The sequence below is a fragment of the Actinacidiphila sp. bgisy160 genome (genome assembly GCF_057707815.1).
Window position 1 is genome coordinate 67,712 of record NZ_JBYIQW010000026.1, and the last position, 19,480, is coordinate 87,191.

Here is a 19,480-nt window from a genome sequence, read left to right on the forward strand (position 1 = left end):
AGCTGGACAAAGTGGAAAACCCCCAAATGGTCATGGAGTCGCCACGGCGCCGCTGAAGGGGACAGCGCGCTCCGCCGGGCGACCTCGACCCCGTAATGATTTACGTACGGAGAGTGAACCGGCACCCGCCTGGGCCCGGTTCACTCCAAAGGGTGGTTTTCGCCTCCGCATTCGAAACCTGCGGCACAGGCGTTCCCGCGCGTCACACCTGCGATCGCGCGTATTCGAGCAGCTTGGCGAAGTCCAGCGCGCCGGGGTCCCCGTGGGAGTTGTGGCACAGCAGCCCACGCGCCACATACGTACGGGCCGAGGTCGACAGCGAGGCGATCGGCTGCTCCCCCAGCGACTCGACCGCGAGCACCTCCGCCTCACCGGTGGCGTCGGCGACCGCGGCACCCTCCCAGCCGCCCGCGGGAGTGCCCTGCCGGTCGGCGAGGGCGACGATCCGGTGCTTGAGCGGGGTGAGTTCACGACTGGTCACCCACGCGTCGCCGTGCGGCAGGCGCACCAGCCACGGATGGTCGGCCGTCGCGACGACCTCGCCCCGCGCCGTGGTCACCCGGTACGCGTCCTTACGCGCCGGGTCGTTGCGAGTCACCACCCCGCGGCGGAGCCGGCGTCGCCCGGGCCCGCCCCCGAGGTCCACGGCGCCTTCGGCGTCTTCCTCGTCGAAGCACGCGATCTCGTCCCCGACGGTGAGTTCGGCCGCCCGGGCCCAGCTCAGGTCGGCGCGGAGCACCGGGGTGTCCGGGTGCACGCAGTTCTCCGGAACGTGCTGGTGGCCGCAGACCCCGCGGAAGGCGTTCCACTCCCGTCCGGTCATCCGCTGGCCGCCCGCGTTCCCGTACGAACGGGGGTAGGGCAGCCAGAGCTTCGGCCCCTTCAGCGGCACGCCGTGATGGGTGTGCATCCAGGCGAGGAACTCGGCGAGTTCGCGCAGTGCCCACTGCGGGGCCTTGGGCCAGTAGACGTGCCGGTTGGCGGCGCCCCAGTCCTCGTGCCGCCCGGGGTCGCAGGTGCCCACCAGCTCCACCTGGCACACGTTGAGGGTGTTGGTCTCCACCCCGCCGGGCCGGTTGGCCAGGGCGCGCGAGGAGATGTCGATGTCGAAGTGCTGGTACCAGACCAGCTTCTCGTCCTCGAAGTCCGGTTTCGCGGTCAGGTTGGGCGCGCTGCTGCCGCTCCCGTACGTCGGCACGCTGCGGCCCTCGGTGGTGTGCAGCACGACGGCGTTGACCTCCATCGCGTCGCCGCCGTAGTCGTCCTGGTACCAGTACCTGCGCGAGGCCCCCGGGTACTTCTGCGGTCCCTGCCTGGTCATGGTGCTCCCCGTCCCGTTGCGGTGTCGGCCGGTACGGCCGATCGCAGCACGAAGGAAAGGGATGGATCGACTGTTCCCGTACAGGATCACCCGAATCGGTGCTCCAGCGTCATTCCGGGCGCACTGGTGGTCGCGCCCCGCTGCGGTGGCTCCGCCGTGACCGCCGGGTCACCCCACCACGCGGCCGCGCAGCACAATGCGCCGGGGCGTGGCCAGGACGCGGACGTCGGCGCGCGGATCGTCCGGGTAGACGACCAGGTCGGCGGAGGCGCCCTCAGTGAGGCCGTCGCGGCCGAGCCACTCGCGGGCGGACCAGGTGGCGGCGGAGAGCGCGTCGAGGACGGGCAGGCCGGCCGTGACGAGCTCGGCGACCTCGCCGGCGACGAGCCCGTGGGCGAGCGAGCCGCCGGCGTCGGTGCCGGCGAAGATCCGGATGCCGGCGTCGTGGGCCGCGCGGACGGTGTCGTAGCGGCGGGCGTGGAGCCGGCGCATGTGGTCGGCCCAGCGCGGGAACTTGGCCTGGCCGCCGTCCGCCAGTTCCGGGAAGGTCGCGATGTTCACCAGGGTGGGGACGATGGCGACCCCGTGCTCGGCGAAGAGCGGGATGGTGTCCTCGGTCAGCCCGGTGGCGTGCTCGACGCAGTCGATCCCCGCCTCGACCAGGTCCCGCAGGGAGTCCTCGGCGAAGCAGTGGGCGGTGACGCGGGCGCCCTCCTCGTGCGCGGCGGCGATGGCGGCCTCGACGGCGCCGCGCGGCCAGCAGGCGGTGAGGTCGCCGGCGTCGCGGTCGATCCAGTCGCCGACCAGCTTGACCCAGCCGTCGCCGCGCCGGGCCTCCCGACGGACATAGGCGACCAGGTCCTCGGGCTCGATCTCCCAGGCGTAGTCGCGGATGTAACGGCGGGTACGGGCGATGTGCCGGCCGGCCCGGATGATCCGCGGCAGGTCCTCACGGTCGTCGATCCACCGGGTGTCGGAGGGCGAACCGGCGTCGCGCAGCAGCAGGGTGCCCGCGTCGCGGTCGGTGAGCGCCTGCTTCTCGGAGGTGCCCGGGTCGACGGGGCCGTGATGGTCCAGGCCGACGTGGCAGTGGGCGTCGACCAGGCCGGGCAGGACCCAGCCCTCGACGGTGGTGAGGTCGCGCAGGCCGGTGGGGCGCCCGTAGGTGACGCGCCCGCCGACCACCCAGAGCTCGTCCCGGACGTCCTGCGGCCCGGCCAGGATGCGGCCCTTGATGTGGAGCGCCTGCGACGCCTCGCGAACAGCCATGTCAGCACTCTACGAGTCGGTGGGTACCCTCGGGCCCTGCACCCCCTCGACGAAGGAATCAGCGCCGCCGTGTCCCACCCCTGCTCGGCCTGCCCCCGCTGACCGCCGAGCGCTTCGCCGCGATCGAGCGGAGAGTCGCCGCGCCTGCCGCATACGGAGCAGGCCTTCGTGATCACGCAGGGCGAGGCCCTGGTGCCGCTGGAGGGCTGCATCCGCCGCGGGGCGCGGCCGGGTTCCACGCCGCTGAACGCGGTGACCGGGCCGTACGGCCAGACCTTCGGCGACTGGCTGCGGGACGCGGGCGCGACCGTGGCGGACCTGGAGGTGCCCTGCCACGCCGCCGTGAGGGCGCGGGACGTCGCGCGCTGTCCGACCGCCCGGAGATCGACTTCGTGTCGCTGGTGCGCGCGGAGGCGGCGACGACCGGCAACACCGACCCGGTCGCGGAGATCGGCGAGGTGGTCCGGGCGCACGGCGCGCTGTTCCCCCGGCCGAAGACTGGGGGAGGGTGGGCGTTCTGGACGCTGACGTGTATGTGTTTGTGCGGCCGGGGCGGCCAGGCGCGAGTGCCCGCCATGCACATGAACATGCGGTACAGAACGCCCGGCCCCGCAGGCCCCGACCCCGGCCCACCCAACGCACCCCGCGCAGGCCCGCACCTACCCGCGCCGGACGGGGCCCCGGCCGAAGGCTGGGGGGAGGGCGGGCGGGAGAACCGCCCGCCGCAGGCGCAGACAACCCGCGCACGACGACCGGGCCGCACAGCCGACCCCGGGAAGACCGGTCAGGCCTCGCGGCGGCCGTTGAAGCGGCGCGGCAACCCCAGGGGGTTGCCATCGCGCAGCTCCGCCGGGAGCAACCCCTCCGGGGCGTCCTGGTACACGACGGGCCGCAGCCACCGCTCGATCGCCGTGCCGCCGACCGACGTCGAGGTCGAGGTCGTGGCCGGGTACGGCCCCCCGTGGTGCATGGCCGGGGCCACCGCGACCCCCGTGGGCCAGCCGTTCACCACGACGCGCCCCGCCAGCGGGGTGAGCCGGCGCAGCAGTTCCGCGCCGGAGCCGTCGCCGTCGGCGCCGGACGCCTCGGCCTCGCTCAGGTGCGCCGTCGCCGTGAGGTTGCCGGGGAGCCGTCCGAGCACCCCCTCGACCTCCTCCGCGCTGCCGTACCGCGCGACGACCGTGACCGGCCCGAAGTGCTCCTCCAGCAGCGCGTCGTGCTCGCCGCCCTCCGCCAGCCGGGCGGCCGGGACGGCGACGAAGCCGGCGCGCACCAGGTGCTCGCCGCCATCGCCGGGCTCGACCGGCGCCTCCACCTGCGGCAGCGCTGTGAGTTCGCGCACGCCCGCGATGAAGTTGTCCCGCATGCGGGCGTCGAGCAGCGTGCCGGGCGCGACGTCGCCCACCGCGGCCGCCAGGGACTTGAGGAGGCGGTCGCCCGCCTCGCCCGCCGGGGCCAGTACGAGGCCGGGCTTGACGCAGAACTGGCCGACGCCGAGCGTCATCGACCCGGCGAGCCCCGCGCCGATCTGCTCGGCGCGCTCCTCGGCCGCGGCCTGCGTGATGACGACCGGGTTGAGGCTGCCGAGTTCGCCGTGGAACGGGATCGGCACCGGTCGTGCCGCCGCCGCGTCGAAGAGGGCGCGCCCGCCCCGTACGGATCCGGTGAACCCGGCGGCGGAGACCAGCGGGTGCTTGATCAGGTCGATGCCGGCCTGGAAGCCGTGGACCACCGAGACGACGTCGGCGGGCAGGCCGACCGCGACGGCGGCACGGCGCAGCGCGTCCGCGCACAGCTCGCTCGTCGCCGGGTGGTCGGGGTGGGCCTTGACGACGACGGGGCAGCCCGCCGCGAGCGCGCTGGCGGTGTCGCCGCCCGGCACGGAGAACGCGAGCGGGAAGTTGCTGGCGGAGTAGACGGCCACGACGCCGAGCGGGATCTTGTAGCGCCGCAGGTCCGGCCGGGGCGGGGCGAGCGTGGCGTCGGCGTGGTCGATGATGACGTCGAGGAAGGCGCCCTCCTCGACGATCTCGGCGAAGGCCCGCAGCTGGTAGGTGGTCCGCCCGAGTTCGCCGGTGAGGCGGGCGGGCCCGAGGGCGGTCTCCGCGTCGGCGGCCTCCAGGATGCGGGGGCCGGCCTCCTCGAGGAAGTCGGCCGCGGTGCGCAGCAGCCGGGCCCGCGCCACACGGTCGGCCAGTGCCGGGAAGGCCGCGGCGGCGGCGCGCACCGCGGCGTCGACCTCCTCGGCGGTGGCTTCGACGGCGACCTGCTCCCGCTGCTTCCCGGTTCGGGGATCGACGCTCCACACTGGTACGGGCACAGCGGGTACCTCCAGGCCTTCCGTTCGATATACTGAACAGCATCCGCAATTGTGAATCTGCTCGGGAGCCTACTTGTGCGGGTCCCGGCCGAACAAGAGGGGTCCACTCCAGATGGCTGCAGGTGACGGCGGCGCGCAGGTCAAATCCGCGGTGCGGACGGTGGAGCTGCTGGAGTTCTTCGCCGGGCAGCCCGGCATGCACAGCCTGGCCGCCGTGCAGGAGGCCGTCGGCTACCCCAAGTCCAGCCTGTACATGCTGCTGCGCACGCTGGTGGAGCTGGGCTGGATCGAGACCGACGCCACCGGCACCCGCTACGGCATCGGCGTGCGCGCCCTGCTGGTCGGCACCTCGTACATCGACGGCGACGAGGTCGTCGCCGCGGCCCGCCCGACTCTGGACCGGCTCTCGGACGACACCAGCGAGACCATCCACCTGGCCCGCCTCGACGGCACCAGCGTCGTCTACCTGGCGACCCGTCAGTCCTCGCACTACCTGCGGCCGTTCACCCGGGTCGGACGCCGGCTGCCGGCCCACTCCACCTCGCTCGGCAAGGCGCTGCTCGCCACGTACACCGACGAGCAGGTCCGCAAGCTGCTGCCGGAGATGCTGGAGCCGCTCACCGAGCACACGCACACCGACCGCGAGAAGCTGATCGCGGAGCTGCACCAGATCCGCGAGCAGGGCTACGCCGTGGACCGCGAGGAGAACACGCTGGGCCTGCGCTGCTTCGGCGTGGCCGTCCCCTACCGCACACCCGCGCGCGACGCCATCAGCTGCTCGGTCCCGGTGGCCCGGCTGACCCCGGCCCACGAACAGCTGATCAAGGACGCCCTCTTCGACGCGCGCGACCGCCTCACGCTGGCGACCCGCCGCCTCTGACCGACCCGGTCAGGACTCCTCCCGGAGCACCCGGACCGCACCCGGCGGCACACCGGGCCGGCCGATGGCCCGCTCCGCGGTGAGCGGTTCCGTGCCCGGCACGTCGCGGGGGCACCTTCGCCTCGGCCCCGGCGCGGTTGATCACGAAGAGGTATGTGCCCGGCGCGGCGGACGGCCCCGGCGTCACGCGGCAGTCCGGCCCGGCCGGGGCGGGTGCCGGAGGATGTCGCGGCCGGCGGCTTCGACGACTCCCCGGCGGCGCCGGCCACGCTGCCGCCGCTGAGCACGTTCCGCCGGCCGTGGGACCGGATCAGCGCCGAGATGGTGCGGCTGCTGCTCGCCCGCAGCACCGGCGGCGAGCCCTCCGGGGTGATCCTCCAGACGGAGCCGGTGCGGCGGGCTTCGGCATGAACATCCCCTAGGATCATGGGAGTTGGGGCGTCGAAGCCGCCGCCCCCGGACTTGGAGGACCGGTGCGTCTCCCCCGCTCCCTTTCCGGCTGGACCATGGCTGTCTTCGGTGTGCTCGCCGCGGCGCTCGGCATCGTCGGCATCGTCTCGCCGGCCGTGCAGCTGTCGTTGCTCGGCTTCCACCGGCCGGACCACCGCGCGGCCGGCGACTACACCCTGGTCTTCCTCACCGCGTCCTCGATGGCGGCGCTCAACATGGGCGTGTACTACGTTCTGGCGGCCCTCGCCGACTGGCGCGCCTTCTTCCGCTGGACGGTCCCGTTCCGGCTGCTGACGTTCACCGTCTTCACCACGGCCGTGGTGATCGGCCGGGCGCCCTCCGGTTTCCTCGGGGTCGGTGTGTGGGAGGGCGTCGGCGCGCTGGTGACGGGCACGGCCCTGTGGTACGAGGGCCGGCGGGCCCGTGCCGCGGCCCCCGCTGGCGCCGCGGCGGCGTGACCGGACCGCGGGGCGGTCAGGACGCAGGAGCGGCACCGCGCACTGCGCGGAGGAGCCCTGGCCGGCCGGTCCGGGGGCGGGTCGACCCGGGAGCGCAGGTCCTCCACCGCGACGAGGCGGTGAGCCAGACGGAGGCGGCCTCGCCGAGCCGGTCGAACAGCCCGCGGGCCATCTCGTCGGTGACAAACGGCTCGGTCTCGCTCATGGCCTCGGCGTACTCCATCACCCCCTGTTCGAACTCGGTGAAGTCCTCCCGGTGCTCGCGCCGGACGGGCACCTTGCCGGCCTTCTCCATGGGCAGGCCCAGGCCCTCGGGCTTCCGGTGGCCGAGGTCCCCGCCCCAGGAGCAGCCGACGCGGACCGCGGACGCCATGACGGCGAGGTGCGCCGGCGCCGGCTCGAGCGCGTGCCACTTCTGGACGCCGTGCTCGAACCGGACGCGGGTCATCAGTACCTTCGGGTTGCGGCCGACCGCCCGGCCGGGGTCGAGGACCCTGCCGAACCGGCGGCGCGCATACCGCTCGGCGAGCCGGATGAACGGGGTCCGCCGCGGGTCGGGGGCTCTGCGGGACATGTGGTGCGTGCCTTCTGGGGTCGTCCGCGTCGTGCTGCGGGAGTACGACCGGACGGCGGGATCCCCGCTGTGACATCGGGGCCGGGGGCAATCCCGGGGTCACATCCGCAGGGCGCACATGGCGCGGTCCCAGAGCCGGTCGGCGGCGAGCGGGTCGACGGCGTGGGGGGCGACGCCGCCGGGGTGCTCCTCGTCCGCGTGGACGACCGGCGCCTCCTGGTTGTCCTCGAAGTAGCGTCCGGTCACGCCGTCCAGCAAGGGTGAGGCCGCGAGCAGCACCGATGTGGCGGCACCCTGCTCGGCGGTCTTGTGGTACGGCTGCGGGATGACGGTGCCGTCCTCGTCCGTCACGCCCATCGCCCGCATGGTGTCGGCGTCGATGTGGCGCTGGAGGTTGGTGGTGAGGATCCATCCGGGGTTGAGCGCGTTGGCCGTGATGCCGTCGGCGGCCCACCTGCGGGCGCCGACCGCGAGCAGGACGTCGGCGGTCTTGGACTGCGCGTACGCCGTCCAGGGGTCGTAGGGACGCTGCTCGAAGTGGGGGTCGTCGAAGTCGAACGCGGCGTTCCTGTGGGCTCCGGAGCTGACGACCACCAGGCGTGCCGAACCGGCCGCCCGCAGCTCGGGGTGGAGTGCCGTGGCGAGGGCGAAGTGCCCGAGGTGGTTGGTGGCGAGCTGCAACTCCCACCCCTGGCCGGTGACCTGGCGAGTGGGGAGGGCCATGATCCCGGCGTTGGCGACGAGGATGTCGAGCGGGCCGCTCCAAGTACGCGCGAAACGGGCGACGGACGCGAGGTCGGCCAGGTCGAGGGCCCGTACGTCGACCGAGCCCGCCGGGGCCGTGGCGGCGAACGCGCGGAGGGCGGGTGCCGCGGCGGCGGGGTCGCGCGTGGCGACGGTGACGTCCGCGCCGGCCGATGCCAGGGCCCGGACCGTTTCGAGCCCGATGCCGGAGGCACCGCCGGTGACGAGGGCGCGGCGGCCGGTCAGGTCGACACCGGTGATGACCTCGGAGGCCGTGGCGTGGGAGGAGAAGGGGGTCTGCAGAAGGGGCTGGTCGGGCACGGGGACCTACTCGGGAGGGGAACGGCTGGTACTCGCACCAGGCTATGAAGGAGGTCGCGTATTCTCCATAATGAAAACTCCGGAAAACTTCACTCATCGTCCAGACCGACCCGGGAGGCACGTGTGGATCCGCTCGAGGACGTGCTGGCCCTGCTGGAGACCAGGGCCCATGTGTCGACGGGCCTCATGGCGGGCGGCGAGTGGGCCGTGCGCTTCGGGGCGCCGTCCGGGGTGAAGTTCAACGCGGTCCGGCGCGGCGGGTGCCTCCTGGAGGTCGAGGGGACGGACCGGCCGGTGGAGCTGGCCCCGGGCGACTGCTTCCTGCTCACCCAGGCCCGCCCGTTCGTGCTGCGCAGCGCTCCCGGCGTGGTACCGGTCGACGCGGAGCCGGTGTTCGCCGCGGCGGAAGGCGGTTTCGCCCGGGTCGGCCGGGGGGACGACGTCCTGCTCGTCGGCGGCCGCTTCTCCTTCGGCGACCGCGCGCGGGCCCTGCTGCTCGACGCGTTGCCGCCGGTGATCCACGTGCCCGCGGGGACCGCGCACGCGGAGACGGTGCGGTGGGCACTGGAACAGATCGGGCAGGAACTGCTGCAACGGCCCGTGGCCGCCACGCTCGTGGCGGAGCACCTGGCCGTCGTCATGCTGGTCCACGTGCTGCGCCTGCACCTCGCGCGCGAGTCGCAGGGCGCGTCGGGCTGGCCGGCCGGCCTGGCCGACCCCGTCGTGGCGCAGGCACTGGCCGCGCTGCACGGCGCGCCGGCGCACGGCTGGACGGTGGCCGAACTCGCCCGGACCAGCGGAGTGTCCCGCTCCACGCTCGCCGCGCGGTTCAAGCGGACCGTGGGCTGCCCGCCGCTCGACTACCTCAGGCGGTGGCGCATCGAACTCGCCTCGCAGCGCCTGCGCAAGGGCACCGAGACCCTCGCCGTCATCGCCCGCGCGGTGGGCTACGGCTCGGAGAGTGCGCTCAGCACGGCTTTCAAGGAGGTGACGGGAAGCTCTCCCCGTGCGTACCGCGGCGGCCCGGCGGCCTGACGGCGGCCGGAGGACCGGAGGACCGGAGGATACGGCATTCGCCGGCCGGAAACGGTCGGCCGACGCGGCGGGCGGGGGGGCGGCGGGCGGCGCGCCGTCAGAGCCTTCCTGGTCGCCCCGTGTGCGCAGGGCCGGGATCCGTCCCGCGTTGTCGCCGAGCCGCTCACCGGGGCCCGGGCTGATTGCACGGCGAGCAGGTCGACGGGGCGGCCGTCGACGAGGTTGCCGTCGTCGGTGAGGCCGTGCCCTTTCACTTCTTGATGAGGGTGGCGCGGTCGACGTCCTACGCGACGTCCTACGGGTACGGGGAAACGCTCGCCGAGTGGTGCGGGCCGCCACCGGGCGCAACGGCGTTCACCGGCCGGTGCGGGGTGGTGCGCGGCAGGGCGTCAGCCCGCGTAGGGCTCCGGCACTTCTCCGGGCCGGGCCAGGAAGCGGAAGTCGCAGCCGGTGTCGGCCTGGGTGATCTGGTCCTGGTACAGCGCGCCGTAGCCGCGTCCGTAGCGGGGCGGCGGTGCCTGCCATCGCGCGCGCCGGCGTTCCAGTTCCGCGTCGTCGACCTCCAGGCGCAGGGTGCGCGCCTGGACGTCCAGGGTGATCAGATCCCCGGTGCGGACGAGCGCGAGCGGTCCGCCCACGTGCGACTCCGGCGCCACGTGCAGCACGCACGCGCCGTAACTCGTGCCGCTCATCCGGGCGTCGGAGATCCGCACCATGTCCCGCACCCCCTTCCTCAGAAGGTGGTCGGGCAGCGGCAGCATCCCGTACTCGGGCATGCCGGGGCCGCCGAGCGGGCCCGAGCCGCGCAGCACCAGGACGCTGTCCTCGGTGATGCCGAGGCCCAGGTCGTTGATCGTGCGCTGCAGGGTCCGGTAGTCGTCGAACACCACGGCCGGGCCGGTGTGCTCGAGCAGGCGCGGCTCGGCCGCGATGTGCTTGATGACCGCACCGTCCGGGCAGAGGTTGCCGCGCAGGACCGCGACGCCGCCCTCCGCCGCGAGCGGTGCGTCCAGCGGGCGGATCACGTCGTCGTCGTGGACGAGGGCCCCGGTCAGTTGCTCGCGCAGGGTCGGGTGCCCGACGGTGGGCCGGTCGAGGTGGAGGACACCGGCGTCCCGCAGCCGGGTCAGGAACCCGGGGAGGCCGCCCGCGAAGTGGAAGTCCTCCATCAGGTGACGGCCGCCCGGCCGGAGGTTCGCCAGCACCGGCACCGTGCGGGCGATGCGGTCGAAGTCGTCCAGCGTCAGCGGGACGCCGCTGCGCCCCGCCATCGCGATGAGGTGGATCACGGCGTTGGTCGAACCGCCGAGGGCGAGCACCGTGGCCACCGCGTCCTCGTACGCCTCGCGGGTCAGGATCGCCGACGGGCGCAGGTCCTCGCGCACGAGGTCGACGATCCGCCTCCCGGAGGCCGCCGCCATGCGGTCGTGCCCGGAGTCGACGGCGGGGATCGACGACGCGCCCGGCACGGTCATCCCCAGCGCCTCCGCCGCGGCGGTCAGCGTGGAGGCGGTGCCCATGGTCATGCAGTGGCCGGGCGAACGGGCCAGCCCGCTCTCCAGTTCCGCCATCTCGCAGTCGCCGATCAGGCCGGCCCGCTTGTCGTCCCAGTACTTCCACATGTCGGTGCCGGAGCCGAGCACCTCGGTGCGCCAGTGCCCGGGCAGCATGGGCCCGGCCGGCACGAACACCGCCGGCAGGTCGGCGCTCGCTGCCCCCATGAGCAGCGCGGGCGTGGACTTGTCGCAGCCACCCATCAGGACCGCCCCGTCCACGGGGTAGGAGCGCAGCAGCTCCTCGGTCTCCATCGCGAGCAGGTTGCGGTAGAGCATGGGCGTCGGCTTCTGGTACGTCTCCGACAGCGTCGCGACGGGGAACTCCAGGGGGAAGCCGCCCGCCTGCCACACCCCGCGCTTGACCGCCTGGGCCCGGTCGCGGAGGTGGACGTGGCAGGGGTTGATGTCGCTCCAGGTGTTGAGGACCGCGATCACCGGCTTGCCCAGGTGCTCCTCGGGCAGGTAGCCGAGCTGCCGGGTGCGGGCCCGATGGCTGAACGAGCGCAGGCCGTCGGTCCCGTACCACTGGTGGCTGCGGAGCTCTTCCGGCTTCTTCATGGCGGCCCTCCGTCCCCTCCCGCGATCCGGCGGGCTCACAGGCCCCAGCCGGCGAGCAGAGCGGCCACCCGCTCGCGCCGGTCCCCGGTCAGCGGGCGGCTGGGCGGGCGCACCTCGCGGCGGCACAGTCCCAGCACCGCCAGCGCCTCCTTCACCACCGACACATTGCCGGCGGAACCCTGCTCCGCCCGCAGGTCCTCGAACTCCCTGATCCGTTCCCACACCTTCGTCGCCGCCGCGTAGTCGCCGTCGCGCAGCGCCCGCAGCATCTCCAGGGACACCCGGGGCGCGACGTTGACCAGGCCCGAGGTGAAGCCGGTCGCGCCCATCGCCCAGTAGGCGGGGGCGTATAGCTCGGCGAGGCCCGCGACCCAGGTGAAGCGGTCCAGTCCCGCGTCCCGCGCCACGGCCGCGAAGCGGGCGGCGTCTGGCACCGCGTACTTGACCCCGATGACGTTCGGGCACAGCTCGCCGAGGCGCGCGATCGGCTCACCGCCCAGCACCGGGTTGCGGACGTACGGAACGACCCCGGTCCCGGGGACGGCCTCCGCGATGGCGCGGTGGTAGTCCACCCAGCCCTCCGGCGACATGTACGGGTGGACCGGCTGGTGCACCATCACCATCTGCGCCCCGGCGTCGCGCGCGTGCCGCGCCGCGGCCACCGCCGTCGGCACGTCGTGGCCGACACCCACCACGACCTGGGTGTGCGGATCCGCCTCCGCCATCGTCAGCTCGACGACCAGCCGCCGCTCGGCCGGGTCGAGGGCGTAGAACTCCCCGGTGTTGCCGTTCGGCGTGACCGTTCGCACCCCGCTGTCGAACAGCCTGCGCAGCAGCGACCGGTACGCGGCGCGCTCCACGCCCCCGTCGGCGTCGAACGGGGTCACCGGGATCGCCACGACATCGGCGAGCGCCGACGACTGCTCTTCGAATGACATTCGGTAGCCCTTCAACTCGGTTTCCTGCGGGGTCCGGTGGGGACATGGTGGCCACGGAGCGGACGGACCGAAGAGACGGCCCGGGGCGGGCGCCCGGCTCGACGCCGGCGGCGCGCAGGCGCCGGAAGTCTTCCGAGCGGACGGGCGGGACTGCCCGCCGCAGGCGCAGACGACCCGCGCACGACAACCGGGCCGCGGCCCCACGCCCGGCGCACGAAGCGCGAGCCTCAGCCCCCTGCCCCCGCCAAAAACGACCGCACCGCCGCCAGGTCCCCCGCGGACGCGAGCCCCGCATGGTAGAGCCGCAGCTCCGTCGCCCCGGCCGCCACCGCCCGGGCCGCGTCCGCGGCCAGCGTGCCGGGGCTGCCCCCCATCCCCGCGACCACGGGGAAGTTGGCCGCCAGCACGGTCCCCGCCCGGGCGTGCGGCACGCAGGCCGCCACCAGGTCCGCCCCGGGGAGCACGAGCCCGTCCGCGTGGCCCAGGACGTACCCCGGGTCGACGCCGACGTTGGCCCCGCAGCGATGCGCGTGCGGATCCGCGTGCAGCAGCACCTGGAACCCCGGTGCCGCTACGGCCCGTACCGCCTCGACCGCCGCCCGCTGCACGTCCCGCGCGACGGAACCCCGCCACGCCATCGTGAGCCCCGCGAGTTCCGCCCCGAGCAGCTTCTCGACGTCGGCCCACTCGTCGGACCCGGGGGTCCACTCCCCCGCCCACACCGGCGCGAGGGCGCCGCGCACGGCCGCCCGCACTTCCACCGGGTCCGCGCCCAGCCCGGCGTACCCCGCCTCGCACGCGGAGCAGAAGCACAGGGACATCAGGTACTGCGCCGCCCCGGGCAGCGGCACGCCGCCCGTCTTGTCGTGCGCGTGCAGGTGCGCGAGGCCGTACCAGCCGCACGACTCCAGTTCCGTGCCCCCCGTGCCCGTCCCCGGCCGCACCGCGGCCTCCGCCGCCAGTGTGACCAGGTACTCGCGCACCTCGGGCCGGGCGATGCACGGCGCCCACGTGTAGCGGTCGCCGTAGGCGTTGCGCACGCTCACCCGGGGGTGTTCGTCCCCGAGACGGGAGTTGTGGGCGAGCACGACCCAGGAGTGCACGTCCAGTCCGGCCCCCCGCAGGGCCCCGGCGGCCTCGGCGTAGGCGTCCTCCGCGCCCGCCCAGTCCTGGGTGTACGGCCTCAGGACGCGCCCCGCCCAGCGCCCCTCGTCCGGCGGGTAGAGCACGGCGGCGTGCCGGGCGGTGACGACGCGGTGCCCGGGGTGGCGGGGAGTCAGCGCCCGCGTGGAGTGGTAGGCGGAGGCGAGGGTGACCTGGTGGACGCCGAGGCCGGCGATGCGGTCCGCCGCCGCCGGGTCGCCTATGACGTCCCACGGGTAGACGAAGGTGGAGGCTCTCAACGCGACTCCTGCGGATGGGGGGTGACGCGGGCCACCGTACGTCGGTCCTCGCCGAGCAGGGCGAGTCCGCGGTCGATGAGTTCGGCGAGTTCCTTGATGTGCGCGGGCGAGGGCTCGGACAGCGGCGGGCGCACCTCGCCGACGTCGAGCCCGCGCAGCCGGGCGCCGGCCTTGACCAGGGAAACGGCGTAGCCACGGCCCTGCTGGCGCAGTTCCACCAGGGGCCGGTAGAAGCCGTCGAGGAGGGCGTTCACGGTGGCGTCGTCGCCGCCGGTCAGGGCGCGGTGGAAGGCGAGGGCGATCTCGGGCGCGAAGCAGAAGACGGCGGAGGAGTAGAGGGTGACGCCGATGCCGCGGTAGGCGAGGCCGGTGAGCTCGGCGGTGGGAAGACCGTTGAAGTAGCGGAAGTCGCGGCCGGGGACGGTGCTGCGGACGGCACTGATGATGCGCTGCATCAGGTCGAGGTCGCCGACGCCGTCCTTGAGGCCGATGATGCGGGGGATGCGGGCGAGCTCGGCGACGGTCGCCGGGGTGAGGACGGCGTTGTCGCGCTGGTAGACGATGACGTCGAGCGAGGTGCCCGCGGCGAGTTCCGCGTAGTGCCGCAGCAGTCCGGCCTGGTCGGCGACAACCAGGTAGGGCGGCATGGCGAGCAGTCCGTCGGCGCCCGCCTCCTCGGCCAGGCGCGCGAACTGCAGGGCCAGGGCGGTGCCGTAGCCGGCGCCGGCGACGACCGGGACCCGGCCCGCGGACTCCTCGACGGCCGCGGCGACGCAGGCGCGGAACTCCTCGGGCGTCAGCGCGTGGAACTCACCGGTGCCGCAGCACGCGAAGACCGCCCCCGCCCCGGCCTCGATCCCGCGGCGCACGTGCGCGCGGAAGACCTCCAGGTCAACGGCGCCGTCCGGGCCGAAGGGCGTCACGGGGAAGAACAGCAGGCCGTCGAGGCGCGCGGAGAGTGAGGCGGCATCGGTCATCGGGTTCTCCCTGGAGACTGGCGTCTGTGCGCGCATCTGATCGATGTCTATATTCATGAACGCGTTCACGCTAAGGCAGCACAGGAGGAAGGGTCAAGGAAGACAGCCGCAGGTGGTGGAGTCTTGACGCTTCGGCAAGCGCTCTTTAGCGTGTCCACGCATATGAATTACGTCCATGAACGTGGACCTCGACTCGAGGAGACCCGCGCATGCCCGCTCCCCGCACCGTCCTGCTCACCGGCGCCGCAGGCGGCCTGGGCACCCTGATGCGCGAGCTACTGCCGGGATACGGCTACCAGCTGCGCCTCCTCGACATGCTGCCCGTCGAGGGCGCGCCCGACGCGATCACCGCGGACCTGGCGGACCGCGCCGCCCTGCGCGATGCCGTGCGCGGGGTCGACGCGATCATCCACCTGGCGGGCATCTCCCTGGAAGCCCCCTTCGACAAGATCCTGCGCGCCAACATCGAGGGCACGTACCACCTCTACGAGGCCGCCCGCGAGGAGGGCGTGCCGCGGATCGTCTTCGCCTCCAGCAACCACGCCGTCGGCTTCACCCCGCGCCCGGTCGGGGACGACCCGCTCATCCCGATCGACACCCCTCGCCGCCCCGACACCTTCTACGGCCTGTCCAAGTGCTTCGGCGAGGACCTCGCCCAGCTCTACTGGGACCTGCACGGCCTGGAGACGGTCTCGGTCCGCATCGGCTCCTGCTTCCGGGAACCGACGTCGGTGCGCATGCTCTCGGTCTGGATGAGCCCCGGGGACGGCGCCCGGCTCTTCCACGCCGCCCTCACCGCCGAGCGCGTCGGGCACACCGTCGTCTACGGCAGCTCGGCCAACACCCGCCTGTGGTGGGACCTGTCCTCCGCGCGGGCGCTGGGCTACGAGCCGCAGGACGACTCCGAGCCCTTCGCCGGGAAGCTCATCGCCGAGCAGGGCGAACTCGACCCCGCGAACCCGGACCACGCCCACCTCGGCGGCCACTTCACCACGCACCCGCCCATCTGGCCCCGCTGACCTGGGCGGCCCTCAGCGGCCGCGCTCGGCGCCGCCGTTCACCTGGTGGATCTGCGCCGTGATGTGCGCGGCAGCCGGGGAGGCGAGCCAGTGCGCGAGCGAGGCCACGTCCTCGGGGACGCCGACCCGGCCGTTCAGGGTCTGGCCGACGAGGAACGCGCGCCGCTCCCGCGTCATGCGCCCGCCGAAGAACTCGGTGTCGTCGATGAAGCCGGGCGCGATGACGTTGACCGTGATCCCGCGCGCGCCCAGGTCGGCCGCCAGGTCGTAGGCGTACGGGTGCAGGGCCGCCTTGGCGGCGCCGTACGAGCCGGACCCGCCGCCGCGCACGGCGGCGATGGAGCTGAGCAGCAGCACCCGGCCGCCGTCGGCCAGCAGATCGCGCAGCGCCTCGGTGAGCAGCACGGCGGTCAGCACGTTGGACCGGAAGTTGCCCGTCCACAGCTCGGTGAGCGACGGTTCGCCGGCGCCGAGCGCGACGTTCCCGCCCGCGCTGTTGACCAGCACGTCCACCCGACCGAAGCGCTCGGCCACCAGCTCACGGACCCCGGCCGCCTCCCTCTCGTCGGTCAGGTCCGCCGGGACCGCCAGGGCGGATCCGGAACCCAGCCGGGCAACCGCCTCGTCCAGGACGTCCGCCCGCCGTCCGACCAGCACGACCCGGTCCCCGTCGCGGACGAAGGCCTCCGCGACAGCCAGGCCGATCCCCGTACCGCCACCGCTGACGACCACGATGCGTGACACCTGAAAACCCCAATCGGTAATGGAACCGTAAACCCGGAACGATCGTTAAGCGGAACATGACCGCAATGACACCCGGCTCGAACATCCCGCTCTCCGCGGCGCGCGTGACAGTGGAGGTATCCGCGCCCGTGCGGCTGGATGTGTCGGGCCTCCTGATCGCCGCCAACGGCAAGGTCCGCTCCGACGACGACTTCGTCTTCTACAACCAGCCCGCGGGGCCCGGTGTCACCTACCGGTCCGGTGGCGGCAGCTCCCCCGACGCGATCACGGTGGACACCGTAGCCGTACCCGCCGACATCGAGAAGATCGTCGTGACGGCGAGTCCCGACGCGCCCGGGGCGACCTTCGCGGGCACCGAGCCGACGGCGACGGTGCGGGACGCCGACAGCGGCACCGTCCTGGCGACCTTCACCCCGCCCGCCCTGAGCAGCGAGACCGCGCTCGTCGTGGTCGAGATCTACCGCCGCTCCGGCGCCTGGAAGGCCCGCGCCGTCGGCCAGGGGTACGCGAACGGGCTGGCGGGCATCGCCACCGACTTCGGGGTGTCCGTCGACGAGCCCGCGGCCGCCGCGCCGCAGGCACCGCCCCAGGCACCGCCCCAGGCACCGCCCGTGGCTCCCCCGCCGCCCGCTCCGCCGGCCGCCGCCATGGCCCCTCCCCCCGCGCCCCCGGCCCCGCCCGCCCCGCCGGTCGGCACCGGAAAGATCAACTTGGACAAGGGCCGGGTCAACCTCCAGAAGAACCAGACGGTCTCCCTGGTCAAGGGCGGCAAGCCGCTCATGACCTCGGTCCGCATGGGCCTCGGCTGGGAACCCGCCTACCGCGGCAAGGACATCGACCTGGACGCCTCGGTCATCGCGTACGGACCGCAGCGCAACCACATCGAGTCCTGCTACTTCGGCCGGCTCACCATCCTGAACGGCGCGATCCAGCACTCCGGCGACAATCTCACCGGCGAGGGCGCGGGCGACGACGAGGTCATCACCGTCCACCTCGGCGGGCTGCCGCCGGAGGTCACCGGGCTGGTCTTCACGGTGAACTCCTTCTCCGGCCAGAAGTTCAACCAGGTCGCCAAGGCATACTGCCGCCTGATGGACGGCACGACGGGCGAGGAGCTGGTGCGCTTCGACCTCACCGGCGCCGAGCCCCGCACGGGCGTGATGATGGCGAAGTTCATCCGCCAGTTCTCCGGCGAGTGGGAGATGACGGCGATGGGCGACTTCGTCGACTCCCGCACCGTGAAGGGCATGGTCAAGCCCGCCGCGCAGGCGCTCTGAGCGACGCGCTCGCGCCCGGTGGTCCGTGCGGGGCACGGACCACCGGGCGCCGGTGACGCGGTCGGGCCTCAGCAGGCGCCGCCGTGGCCCTGGCGGCGCCACGGGCCGGTGATGGCCAGCATGATGCCCGGGTCCTGGATGTTGGCGAACAGCGTCTGGCCGTCGGGCGAGAAGGTCACACCGGTGAACTCGCTGTACTCCGGCTCCTCCGCGGTGCCGATGTTCAGCTCGTTGCGGGCGATCGGGTAGGTGCGGCCGTCGCCGAGCGCGCCGAACAGGTGCTGCACGCCCTCGCCGTCCTCGGCGATGACCAGACCGCCGTAGGGCGACACGGTGATGTTGTCCGGGCCGTCGAAGGCGCCGTCGGCGGACGGGTCGGGGTTGACGCCCAGGAGGACCTTGAGGGTCAGGGTGCGGCGCTTGGGGTCGTAGAACCACACGGCGCCGTCGTGGGCCGCGCCCGGGCTCTCCTCCCGGGCGTAGGAGGAGACGATGTAGACGCCGCCGTCAGCCCACCACATGCCCTCCAGCTTGCGGGCCCGCGTGACCCCGCCGGCCGCGAACTGCTTGCGGACGGAGACGGCCTTGGCGTCGCGGTCCGGGACGTCCACCCAGTCCACACCGTAGACCGTGCCGATCTTCGTGGCGCGGGACAGGTCGTCGACGAACCCGCCGCCGGAGTCGAAGCACTTGAAGGCCTGCAGCACACCCGCGTCGTCGGACAGCGCGCGCAGCTTGCCGCGGCCGTGGTGGAAGCCGGCCGGCGGGGTCCAGCGGAAGAACAGGCCGTTGGGGTTGGAGGCGTCCTCGGTCAGGAAGAGGTGGCCGCGCTTGGGGTCGACCACGACCGCCTCGTGCGCGTAGCGGCCCAGGGCCTTGATCGGCTTGGGGTCCCGGTTGGCCCTGCGGTCGTACGGGTCGACCTCGAAGACGTAGCCGTGGTCCTTGAGGAAGCCGTTCTTGCCGGCCTTGTCCTCGGTCTCCTCGCAGGTCAGCCAGGTGCCCCAGGGGGTACGGCCGCCCGCGCAGTTGGTGGCGGTGCCGGCCACGCCGACCCACTCCACGACGTGGCCGCCGTGCTTGGCGACCTCCACGATGGTCACGCCGCCGGCCGCGCCGGAGTCGTAGACCAGGCCCTCGGTCAGCGGGACCGGGTGCGGCCAGTCGGCACGGGCGCCGGCCAGCTCGTGGTTGTTGGCGATCAGCGTGGCACCGCGCAGGCCCTCGAAGGTGGCCGTGCCGTCGTGGTTGGAGGGGGTCGACTCGCCGGACTCCAGCTTGGTGACGCCGGTCCGGGTGATGACGCGGTACGAGAAGCCCTTGGGCAGCGCGAGGATGCCCTTGGGGTCCGGGATCAGCTCGCCGTAGCCCAGCCGGCCGTGGTGCCGGGACGCCCCGGCCTCCGCGGCGGTGGCCGGGGCCTCGGCGGCTAGGGCGCCCGGCGCGGTCGCGAGGACGTCGACGGTTCCGGCCAGCGCGACTCCGGCGCCGGTGATCGCCGTGCGCTTGGCGAAGTCTCTGCGGGTGAGAGGCATCGTTTGCTCCTGAGGCCACAAGGTCACTGCTCTTCCGCAGTCACGCTCCCGCCCCACGGCGAACGGGAGTTGAACGGAGCGGGATGTTCCGCCGCCCATTC

16 protein-coding genes and 2 pseudogenes are annotated in these 19,480 nt (G+C 73.6%); 7 read left to right on the forward strand and 11 right to left on the reverse strand.

Features of this window, described 5'->3' with window-relative positions:
* Nucleotides 1-202 precede the first annotated feature (202 nt).
* Entirely contained in the window at nucleotides 203-1,321 is a 1,119-nt protein-coding gene (locus AC3EUJ_RS21150; RefSeq protein WP_431963607.1) for a Hint domain-containing protein, read from the reverse strand.
* A 168-nt stretch (nucleotides 1,322-1,489) separates the two neighbouring features.
* A complete protein-coding gene (locus tag AC3EUJ_RS21155) occupies nucleotides 1,490-2,590 on the reverse strand; it encodes an amidohydrolase family protein (protein WP_431963609.1) in 1,101 nt (366 codons plus the stop codon).
* A gap of 80 nt (nucleotides 2,591-2,670) precedes the next feature.
* Here AC3EUJ_RS21155 and AC3EUJ_RS21160 point away from each other — a divergent pair.
* Nucleotides 2,671-3,075: pseudogene (locus AC3EUJ_RS21160) on the forward strand (alanine--glyoxylate aminotransferase family protein); the annotation flags it as partial.
* A 299-nt stretch (nucleotides 3,076-3,374) separates the two neighbouring features.
* On the opposite strand, the gene AC3EUJ_RS21165 reads toward AC3EUJ_RS21160, so the two are convergent.
* Nucleotides 3,375-4,910 (reverse strand): aldehyde dehydrogenase (NADP(+)), encoded by a 1,536-nt coding sequence (locus AC3EUJ_RS21165; RefSeq protein WP_431963611.1) that lies wholly within the window; start codon nucleotides 4,908-4,910, stop codon nucleotides 3,375-3,377.
* A gap of 112 nt (nucleotides 4,911-5,022) precedes the next feature.
* Here AC3EUJ_RS21165 and AC3EUJ_RS21170 point away from each other — a divergent pair, with 112 nt between their 5' ends.
* The 3 genes and pseudogenes from AC3EUJ_RS21170 to AC3EUJ_RS21180 all read left to right on the forward strand — a co-directional run bounded on the left by AC3EUJ_RS21170 (nucleotide 5,023) and on the right by AC3EUJ_RS21180 (nucleotide 6,698).
* Nucleotides 5,023-5,790, forward strand: a complete 768-nt coding sequence (locus AC3EUJ_RS21170) for an IclR family transcriptional regulator (protein WP_431963613.1) — start codon at nucleotides 5,023-5,025, stop codon at nucleotides 5,788-5,790.
* A 210-nt stretch (nucleotides 5,791-6,000) separates the two neighbouring features.
* Nucleotides 6,001-6,201 (forward strand): annotated as a pseudogene (locus AC3EUJ_RS21175) (substrate-binding domain-containing protein); the annotation flags it as partial.
* 95 nt (nucleotides 6,202-6,296) lie between these two features.
* The gene (locus AC3EUJ_RS21180; RefSeq protein WP_431963615.1) at nucleotides 6,297-6,698 is read left to right on the forward strand and encodes a hypothetical protein; all 402 of its coding nucleotides are present in this window, start codon (nucleotides 6,297-6,299) and stop codon (nucleotides 6,696-6,698) included.
* 16 nt (nucleotides 6,699-6,714) lie between these two features.
* Here AC3EUJ_RS21180 and AC3EUJ_RS21185 read toward each other — a convergent pair whose 3' ends face one another.
* Both AC3EUJ_RS21185 and AC3EUJ_RS21190 read right to left on the reverse strand, forming a co-directional pair.
* Nucleotides 6,715-7,272 (reverse strand): carboxymuconolactone decarboxylase family protein, encoded by a 558-nt coding sequence (locus AC3EUJ_RS21185; protein ID WP_431963617.1) that lies wholly within the window; start codon nucleotides 7,270-7,272, stop codon nucleotides 6,715-6,717.
* A 99-nt stretch (nucleotides 7,273-7,371) separates the two neighbouring features.
* Nucleotides 7,372-8,337: an SDR family NAD(P)-dependent oxidoreductase gene (locus AC3EUJ_RS21190; protein WP_431963618.1), complete on the reverse strand. Its 966-nt coding sequence runs from the start codon at nucleotides 8,335-8,337 to the stop codon at nucleotides 7,372-7,374.
* A gap of 123 nt (nucleotides 8,338-8,460) precedes the next feature.
* Here AC3EUJ_RS21190 and AC3EUJ_RS21195 point away from each other — a divergent pair, with 123 nt between their 5' ends.
* Nucleotides 8,461-9,372: an AraC family transcriptional regulator gene (locus AC3EUJ_RS21195; protein ID WP_431963619.1), complete on the forward strand. Its 912-nt coding sequence runs from the start codon at nucleotides 8,461-8,463 to the stop codon at nucleotides 9,370-9,372.
* Between the two features lie 389 nt (nucleotides 9,373-9,761).
* Here the strand turns inward: AC3EUJ_RS21195 and araD are convergent, their stop codons facing one another.
* The 4 genes from araD to AC3EUJ_RS21215 form a co-directional block, all read right to left on the reverse strand.
* Nucleotides 9,762-11,486 carry an L-arabinonate dehydratase gene (araD, locus tag AC3EUJ_RS21200; protein ID WP_431963620.1) on the reverse strand — a complete coding sequence of 575 codons (1,725 nt, stop codon included), beginning with the start codon at nucleotides 11,484-11,486 and terminating at the stop codon, nucleotides 9,762-9,764.
* A 35-nt stretch (nucleotides 11,487-11,521) separates the two neighbouring features.
* Nucleotides 11,522-12,424, reverse strand: coding sequence for a dihydrodipicolinate synthase family protein (locus AC3EUJ_RS21205; protein ID WP_431963622.1), 903 nt, complete (start codon nucleotides 12,422-12,424; stop codon nucleotides 11,522-11,524).
* Between the two features lie 227 nt (nucleotides 12,425-12,651).
* Nucleotides 12,652-13,827: a hypothetical protein gene (locus AC3EUJ_RS21210; protein WP_431963624.1), complete on the reverse strand. Its 1,176-nt coding sequence runs from the start codon at nucleotides 13,825-13,827 to the stop codon at nucleotides 12,652-12,654.
* Nucleotides 13,824-14,804, reverse strand: coding sequence for a 5-dehydro-4-deoxyglucarate dehydratase (locus AC3EUJ_RS21215; RefSeq protein WP_431963626.1), 981 nt, complete (start codon nucleotides 14,802-14,804; stop codon nucleotides 13,824-13,826). The genes AC3EUJ_RS21210 and AC3EUJ_RS21215 overlap by 4 nt, the downstream gene beginning before the upstream one ends.
* 209 nt (nucleotides 14,805-15,013) lie before the next feature.
* Between AC3EUJ_RS21215 and AC3EUJ_RS21220 the strand changes: the two genes are divergently transcribed.
* Entirely contained in the window at nucleotides 15,014-15,823 is an 810-nt protein-coding gene (locus tag AC3EUJ_RS21220; protein WP_431963627.1) for an NAD-dependent epimerase/dehydratase family protein, read from the forward strand.
* A 12-nt stretch (nucleotides 15,824-15,835) separates the two neighbouring features.
* Here the strand turns inward: AC3EUJ_RS21220 and AC3EUJ_RS21225 are convergent, their stop codons facing one another.
* Nucleotides 15,836-16,567, reverse strand: a complete 732-nt coding sequence (locus AC3EUJ_RS21225; protein WP_431963629.1) for an SDR family NAD(P)-dependent oxidoreductase — start codon at nucleotides 16,565-16,567, stop codon at nucleotides 15,836-15,838.
* Nucleotides 16,568-16,632: 65 nt separating this feature from the next.
* On the opposite strand from AC3EUJ_RS21225, the gene AC3EUJ_RS21230 reads away from it, so the two are divergent.
* On the forward strand, nucleotides 16,633-17,844 hold the full coding sequence (locus AC3EUJ_RS21230; RefSeq protein ID WP_431963664.1) for a TerD family protein: 1,212 nt from the start codon (nucleotides 16,633-16,635) through the stop codon (nucleotides 17,842-17,844).
* Nucleotides 17,845-17,912: 68 nt separating this feature from the next.
* On the opposite strand, the gene AC3EUJ_RS21235 is transcribed toward AC3EUJ_RS21230, so the two are convergent.
* The gene (locus AC3EUJ_RS21235) at nucleotides 17,913-19,379 is read right to left on the reverse strand and encodes an alkaline phosphatase PhoX (protein ID WP_431963631.1); all 1,467 of its coding nucleotides are present in this window, start codon (nucleotides 19,377-19,379) and stop codon (nucleotides 17,913-17,915) included.
* Between the last annotated feature and the right edge of the window lie 101 nt (nucleotides 19,380-19,480).